This is a genomic window from Bacillus cereus group sp. Bc010 (genome assembly GCF_027716745.1).
Classification (GTDB): domain Bacteria; phylum Bacillota; class Bacilli; order Bacillales; family Bacillaceae_G; genus Bacillus_A; species Bacillus_A pacificus.
The window spans coordinates 21,881-29,516 of record NZ_JAQFUY010000044.1; the positions used below are offsets into that span (position 1 = coordinate 21,881).

Sequence of the window (7,636 nt, forward strand, 5' to 3'; positions counted from 1 at the left end):
GGAAAGACTTGAAGCATAAAGGAGAGTTACAATGAAACGTAGGACGGCTAGAGAAAGAGCTATGCAAGCATTATATCAAATGGATATTACAGGTGAATTAGAACCGAAAGTAGCGGTGGAAAACACGCTAGATGAAGGTGAAGAAACAAATGAGTTTCTAGAATCACTTGTAGTAGGTTTTGTAGAAAATAAAGAAGTAATTGATGAAGCGATTCGTCAAAACTTAAAAAAATGGAAGCTTGAGCGTATTAGTATTGTTGATCGCAGTATTTTACGTGTAGCTGTGTATGAAATGAAATATATGGAAGAAATTCCGCACAACGTAACAATTAACGAGGCAATTGAAATTGCTAAAACATTTGGGGATGAGGAATCTCGTCGTTTTATTAACGGCGTTTTATCTAATATAAAAGATACACTGTAATTTCTTTAAGGGGGAATCTTAAAATGGTAGCAGTAATCATCAAAGGAAATGAAGTTGCGGAGAAAAAACGAGCACAATTAACAGAAGAAGTTGTGAAGTTGAAAGAGCAAGGGATTGTACCAGGATTAGCAGTTATTTTAGTTGGAGAAGATCCAGCATCTCGTTCTTATGTAAAAGGAAAAGAAAAGGGCTGTGAACAAGTAGGAATCTATTCAGAGCTAATTGAATTTCCTGAAACAATTACGGAGGAGCGTTTGCTTGCTGAAATCGATCGCTTAAATGGAGATGACCGCATTAATGGCATATTAGTGCAATTACCTTTACCAAAACATATTGAAGAAAAAGCTATCATTGAAAGAATTTCACCAGAAAAAGATGTAGATGGATTTCACCCAATCAGCGTGGGACGTATGATGACGGGACAAGATACATTCCTTCCATGTACACCGCATGGTATTGTAGAGTTAGTAAAAGAAACAAATCTTGATATCTCGGGAAAACATGTTGTAGTAATTGGAAGAAGTAATATTGTCGGCAAGCCAGTAGGACAATTGTTCTTAAATGAAAATGCAACTGTCACATACTGTCATTCAAAGACGCAAAATATGAAAGAGTTAACGAAGCTAGCTGATATTTTAATCGTAGCAGTAGGACGACCTAAAATGGTAACAGCTGATTATCTGAAAGAAGGAGCGGTTGTAATTGACGTTGGTGTAAACCGTTTAGAAACAGGAAAACTTTGTGGTGATGTTGACTTTGACAACGTGTTAGATGTTGCAGGTTACATTACACCTGTGCCAAAGGGTGTTGGTCCAATGACAATCACAATGCTTCTTCATAATACTGTTGAATCGGCTAAGCGTGCAGGTGTCGTTTGTAAATAATTTGAGTCGGCTATGAGGAGAGAGAAATGGAGAAACAATATTTAACCGTTACAGCGTTAACACGCTATATAAAAACAAAAATAGAATATGATCCGCATTTACAGTCTGTTTGGTTAAAAGGTGAAATTTCCAACTTTAAAAATCATAGCCGTGGCCACATGTATTTTACATTGAAAGATGAAAATGCAAGAATCGCAGCGGTTATGTTTGCGGGTCATAATCGTAATATTAAATTCAGACCTGAAAATGGGATGAAGGTACTTGTGAAAGGGAAAATTTCTGTTTACGAGGCGAGTGGTTCTTATCAAATTTATATTCAAGACATGCAGCCTGACGGAGTCGGAAACCTGCATTTAGCTTACGAACAATTAAAGGTTCGTTTAGAGGAAGAAGGATTGTTTTCTCAAGTTTATAAAAAAACAATCCCTCCTTATGCGAAAACAATAGGTGTGATTACGTCACCAACAGGAGCAGCGATTCGTGATATTATAACAACGATTAAACGTCGTTATCCAATTGGAAATGTTATTGTGTTTCCAGTACTTGTACAGGGGGAGTCAGCAGCTCCCTCAATTGTACAAGCGATCCGTACAGCGAATGAAATGGAAGGGATAGATGTCCTAATCGTTGGGCGCGGTGGAGGTTCTATTGAGGAATTGTGGGCGTTTAACGAAGAAATGGTTGCAAGAGCTATTTTCAAGAGTGAGATCCCTATTATTTCAGCAGTAGGACATGAAACAGACTTTACAATTGCGGATTTTGTTGCCGATTTAAGAGCACCAACACCAACTGCAGCGGCTGAGCTGGCAGCGCCTAATATTATCGAGTTACAAGAAAAGGTATTACAAAGAACTCTAAGGTTGCAAAGAGCAATGAGAGAGTTAGTACATAAAAAAGAAGAAAAACTACAAGTATTGCAAAAATCTTATGCGTTCCGTTATCCAAGACAAGTATATGAGCAAAAAGAAGAGCAATTGGATAGAGCGTTAGAACAGCTTGTGTTAGCGAAAGAGCGCTATATTGATAAAAAGGTAAATCAGTTAAAACAGCTTTCATTTTATTTAGAGAAGCACCACCCATCTCAAAAAATTATGCAAACGAAGGTAGCAGTTGAAACATTGCAAAAGCAATTGCAACGTGAAATGCAAACGTTACTCCAAACGAAAGAATTTGCCTTTGTAAGAGCTGCTCAAAAGCTTGAAGCGCTAAGTCCGCTTAAAGTAATGATGAGAGGGTACGGGCTTGTATATGATGAAGAGAAGCAAGTGTTAAAAAGTGTGAAAGATGTTAGCCTTGGAGATGCTGTTTCAGTTCAATTACAAGATGGAATACTAGATTGTAGCGTATCAGGAATAGAGGAGCGTGAATTGAATAATGGAAAATAAATTAAGCTTTGAAGAGGCAATTTCGCAACTTGAGCACCTCGTTTCTAAGTTAGAGCAAGGTGACGTACCTTTAGAAGAAGCAATTTCTTATTTTAAAGAGGGTATGGAATTATCTAAGCTTTGTGATGAGAAGTTGAAGAACGTACAAGAACAAATGGCAGTTATTCTTGGGGAAGATGGAGAGCTTGAACCGTTTACTGCTTTAGGAGATGAAGCATAGTGACAATTGCTTTTGATACTTTTTTGAAAGAAAGTAAAACTTTCGTAGAAGAGAAGCTTGTAAGCTATGCAAATGAATTACAATGTCCAAATGTACTTCGTGAAGCGATGGCATATTCTTTGGAAGCGGGTGGAAAGCGTCTCCGCCCGTTACTTTTATTTGCAACATTACAAGCGTTTGGTAAAGAAAAAAATCTTGGTGTAGGTGCAGCTTGTGCTCTTGAAATGATACATACATACTCGTTAGTTCATGATGATTTACCTTGTATGGATGATGATGATTTAAGAAGAGGGAAGCCCACAAATCATAAAGTATTTGGTGAAGCGATGGCAGTTTTAGCAGGAGATGGTTTGTTGACATATGCTTTTCAAGTTATTATGGCATATGAACAAAAGGAAATCTCTGCTGAGAAAAAAGTAAGACTTGTTCTTGAGCTTGCAAAGGCGGCAGGGCCAGAGGGAATGGTTGGCGGACAAGTAGCAGATATGGAAGCGGAAGGGAAACAGCTTACGATCGATGAGCTAGAGTATATTCATAAGCATAAGACTGGGAAACTACTTGAATTCGCTGTACTTGCAGGGTCGATACTTTCTAATGCTACAGAAGAACAGGAAGAAAAATTACTTGAATTTGCAAAATATATCGGCCTAGCTTTCCAAATTCGAGATGATATTTTAGATGTGGAAGGAATCGAAGAAGAGATTGGAAAACCGATTGGTAGTGATGTTTCCAACGAAAAGAGCACATATACGACGTTATTTACTGTAGATAGAGCAAAGGATATTTTAGAAGAAACGATTGCAAAAGCAAAAGATGCTATTAGTTCCTTGCAATTACAAGATGAATATTTACTATCTATTTGCGATTTGATTGCAAAACGTAATAACTAATATAACAGCGTTTTCATTTGTTGAGTCATTCATCATTTTATGATATAAATGTAGGAAAAGGTTTTTCTTTTCTTGTTATTGGCAAAAATATATGTAGATTACATTGCCGTTATCACTTCGTGTTAGCGGCTATTTTTTTCATCGCCTAAAGAAATATGGTTTATAATAAGATTAGGGCGCAATAGACTGGTTAATAGCAGGACAAGGTGAAAAATAAAAAAAGAGAATTTCTTGTTTTGTGTAAATGTTTTTTATAATATTTGACATGTTGACAGATTATGAAATGAAAGTGAGTGATCCATGTGGATCTAACGCAAATTCAAAACCCTAGTTTTTTGAAAGATATGTCTATCAGTGAACTAGAGGGATTGAGTGAGGATATTCGTAAGTTTTTAATTGAAGAGCTCTCTCAAACAGGTGGACATATTGCGCCTAATTTAGGTGTAGTAGAACTCACAATTGCTCTGCATAAATTATTTGATAGTCCGAAAGATAAATTTTTATGGGATGTAGGACATCAATCCTATGTACATAAAATTTTAACTGGACGTGCAAAAGAATTCGGCACATTAAGGCAATATCAAGGTCTATGTGGTTTCCCAAAACGTTGTGAGAGTGAGCACGATGTATGGGAAACTGGCCATAGCTCGACATCATTATCTGCTGCAATGGGAATGGCTCTAGCACGTGATTTAAAGAAAACGAAAGAATATGTTATACCAATCATTGGTGATGGTGCTTTAACGGGCGGAATGGCTTTAGAGGCATTGAACCATATTGGACATGAAAAAACAGACATGATTGTTATTTTGAATGATAATGAAATGTCAATTGCGCCAAACGTTGGTGCGCTTCATAATGTGCTTGGACGTCTACGTACCGCAGGAAAATACCATTGGGTAAAAGACGAGCTAGAGTATATTTTGAAGAAAATCCCAGCTGTCGGTGGGAAAGTTGCTGCGACAGCAGAGAAAATAAAAGATAGTCTTAAATATTTACTAGTATCCGGTGTCTTTTTCGAAGAGTTAGGCTTTACATATTTAGGTCCAGTCGATGGACATGATTATGAAAAGTTATTCGAAACGTTGCAATATGCAAAGAAAACAAAAGGCCCAGTGCTTGTTCATGTTATTACGAAAAAAGGAAAAGGTTACAAACCAGCAGAGAGTGATGTTATTGGCACTTGGCATGGAACAGGACCTTATAAAATTGAATCAGGTGACTTCGTTAAACCGAAAGAAGTTGCACCAGCATGGAGTGCTGTTGTTAGTGAAACAGTACTTAAGTTAGCGAGAACGGATGAGCGTATCGTTGCAATTACACCTGCAATGCCTGTTGGATCGAAACTTGAGAAATTCCAAAAAGAATTCCCAGATCGTATGATTGATGTAGGTATTGCAGAACAGCATGCTACAACAATGGCAGCGGGTATGGCAACGCAAGGTATGAAACCATTCTTAGCGATTTATTCAACATTTTTACAAAGAGCATATGACCAAGTTGTTCATGATATATGCCGCCAAAATTTAAATGTTTTCATCGGAATCGATCGCTCTGGTTTAGTAGGAGCAGATGGTGAAACGCATCAAGGTGTATTTGATATTTCATTCTTACGCCACTTGCCGAATATGGTACTTATGATGCCAAAAGATGAAAATGAAGGGCAACATTTAGTATACACGGCAATGCAATATGAAGATGGACCAATCGCATTACGTTATGCGCGAGGTAATGGACTTGGCGTTCATATGGATGAAGAATTAAAGGCGATTCCAATCGGTTCATGGGAAACGTTAAAAGAAGGTACACAAGCAGCTATTTTAACATTTGGTACGACAATACCAATGGCAATGGAAGCGGCTGAGCGTCTTGAAAAGGCTGGAGTTTCAGTGAAAGTAGTGAACGCTCGCTTCATTAAACCAATGGATGAAGCATATTTACATGATCTCTTAGGAAAAAATATACCAATTTTAACGATTGAAGAAGCTTGCTTAATTGGTGGTTTTGGAACAGGAGTAGTTGAATTTGCGTCTGAGAACGGGTACCATAGTGCGTTAGTTGAACGAATGGGTATTCCAGATCGTTTCATAGAGCACGGTAGTGTAACAAAATTATTAGAAGAAATCGGTTTAACGACAGATGCTGTTGTAGACCGTATTCATACAATGATTCCATCAAAACAAAAAAGGGCGTAACAAATGAGTGCGAAAAAAGAAAGAGTAGATGTACTATTAGTAGAGCGAGGGCTTATAGAAACACGTGAGAAAGCAAAACGCGCCATTATGGCCGGCCTTGTATATGCGAATGAGATGAGATTGGATAAGCCAGGAGAGAAAATCCCACAAGATACAGAGATTACGGTGAAGGGGCAAGTTATGCCGTATGTAAGCCGTGGTGGTTATAAACTTGAAAAGGCATTAGAGACATTTCATCTTGATTTACAAGATAAAGTTATGATAGATATTGGTTCATCAACTGGTGGCTTTACCGATTGCGCGCTTCAAAATGGAGCGAAATTATCTTATGCATTAGATGTAGGGTACAATCAACTTGCGTGGAAATTGCGTCAAGATGAGCGTGTTGTCGTAATGGAACGAACGAACTTCCGTTACGTAACACCAGCAGACTTAGAACGTGGTTTACCGCAATTTGCTAGTATCGATGTTTCGTTTATATCATTAAAACTTATATTACCAGTTTTAAAAACAATGCTTATGCCGAATGGGGATGTAGCAGCGTTAATTAAACCTCAGTTTGAAGCTGGAAGAGAGCAAGTTGGTAAAAAGGGTATCGTTCGCGATCGAAAAGTACATGAGGCTGTCGTAGAAATGATTGTAGACTTTGCTATAAAAGAAGGATACGACGTAGAAGGTTTAACATTCTCACCGATTACGGGCGGGAATGGTAACATTGAATTTTTAATTCATCTGAAATGGCATGGTGAACGTGAGAATGGCGAAAATCATTCTCCAGTTTCTGTTGAGCAAGTAGTTACAGAGGCACATGATGTCCTAAAACAAAAAGGGAAAGGGGAATAACATATGTTGTTCCTCTTTTTGTTGTAATTGTATAATGATTGTAAAAACAATTGTGTACAAGTAACGAATTATAAGTTAACATAAATAAGTGAAGTATACCAATGTTTAAACTATGGTAAGAGATAGTGTGAGGTGCAAATGTATGAATAAAGGTCAGCGCCATATTAAAATCAGGGAAATTATTGCGAACAAAGAAATTGAAACACAAGATGAATTAGTTGATATTCTACGTAATGAGGGATTTAATGTAACGCAAGCAACAGTATCGCGCGATATTAAAGAATTGCACTTAGTGAAAGTGCCATTACATGATGGTCGCTATAAATATAGCTTGCCAGCAGATCAACGATTTAACCCGTTACAAAAATTAAAACGCAATCTAGTGGATTCATTTGTAAAATTAGACACGGCAGGACATATGCTTGTGCTAAAAACATTGCCTGGTAACGCTCATTCACTTGGAGCACTTATTGATCATTTAGAGTGGGATGAGATCATCGGAACCATTTGTGGTGATGATACTTGCTTAATTATTTGCCGTACACCTGAAGATACAGGTGTTGTCTCTGATCGTTTCTTAAATATGCTGTAACAAAAAAATCTTGTTTGCTTTCCTCTGTAAAGTGGAAAGTGAACAGGATATTTTTATTGGTTAAAAACGTGAATTCTTAATTGTAATATAATATTTTCTTTGAATAAAATTAGGAAATAGGTGGATTGACCCCATGCCCATCAACTTAAGAATTTTCACTACCCCCAAGTGACAAAAAACGTTATTCTTTCTAAAAAGCTAGC

General features: G+C 37.4%; 8 protein-coding genes. All 8 read left to right on the forward strand.

Features of this window, described 5'->3' with window-relative positions; all coding sequences use genetic code 11:
- Positions 1 to 31 precede the first annotated feature (31 nt).
- On the forward strand, positions 32 to 424 hold the full coding sequence (nusB, locus tag PDQ68_RS26030; protein WP_000830249.1) for a N utilization substance protein NusB: 393 nt from the start codon (positions 32 to 34) through the stop codon (positions 422 to 424).
- A 23-nt stretch (positions 425 to 447) separates the two neighbouring features.
- On the forward strand, positions 448 to 1,308 hold the full coding sequence (gene folD, locus PDQ68_RS26035; RefSeq protein ID WP_000226727.1) for a bifunctional methylenetetrahydrofolate dehydrogenase/methenyltetrahydrofolate cyclohydrolase FolD: 861 nt from the start codon (positions 448 to 450) through the stop codon (positions 1,306 to 1,308).
- A 26-nt stretch (positions 1,309 to 1,334) separates the two neighbouring features.
- Positions 1,335 to 2,693, forward strand: coding sequence for an exodeoxyribonuclease VII large subunit (xseA, locus tag PDQ68_RS26040; protein ID WP_000415266.1), 1,359 nt, complete (start codon positions 1,335 to 1,337; stop codon positions 2,691 to 2,693).
- Positions 2,683 to 2,913 (forward strand): exodeoxyribonuclease VII small subunit, encoded by a 231-nt coding sequence (xseB, locus tag PDQ68_RS26045; protein ID WP_000428423.1) that lies wholly within the window; start codon positions 2,683 to 2,685, stop codon positions 2,911 to 2,913. Before xseA ends, xseB begins: the two co-directional genes overlap by 11 nt.
- The gene (ispA, locus tag PDQ68_RS26050; protein WP_270787076.1) at positions 2,913 to 3,803 is read left to right on the forward strand and encodes a (2E,6E)-farnesyl diphosphate synthase; all 891 of its coding nucleotides are present in this window, start codon (positions 2,913 to 2,915) and stop codon (positions 3,801 to 3,803) included. The genes xseB and ispA overlap by 1 nt, the downstream gene beginning before the upstream one ends.
- Positions 3,804 to 4,105: 302 nt before the next feature.
- Positions 4,106 to 5,998: a 1-deoxy-D-xylulose-5-phosphate synthase gene (gene dxs, locus PDQ68_RS26055; RefSeq protein ID WP_000366448.1), complete on the forward strand. Its 1,893-nt coding sequence runs from the start codon at positions 4,106 to 4,108 to the stop codon at positions 5,996 to 5,998.
- 3 nt (positions 5,999 to 6,001) lie between these two features.
- The gene (locus PDQ68_RS26060; RefSeq protein ID WP_061184056.1) at positions 6,002 to 6,841 is read left to right on the forward strand and encodes a TlyA family RNA methyltransferase; all 840 of its coding nucleotides are present in this window, start codon (positions 6,002 to 6,004) and stop codon (positions 6,839 to 6,841) included.
- 142 nt (positions 6,842 to 6,983) lie between these two features.
- On the forward strand, positions 6,984 to 7,433 hold the full coding sequence (gene argR / locus PDQ68_RS26065; protein WP_001032581.1) for an arginine repressor ArgR: 450 nt from the start codon (positions 6,984 to 6,986) through the stop codon (positions 7,431 to 7,433).
- Positions 7,434 to 7,636 lie beyond the last annotated feature (203 nt).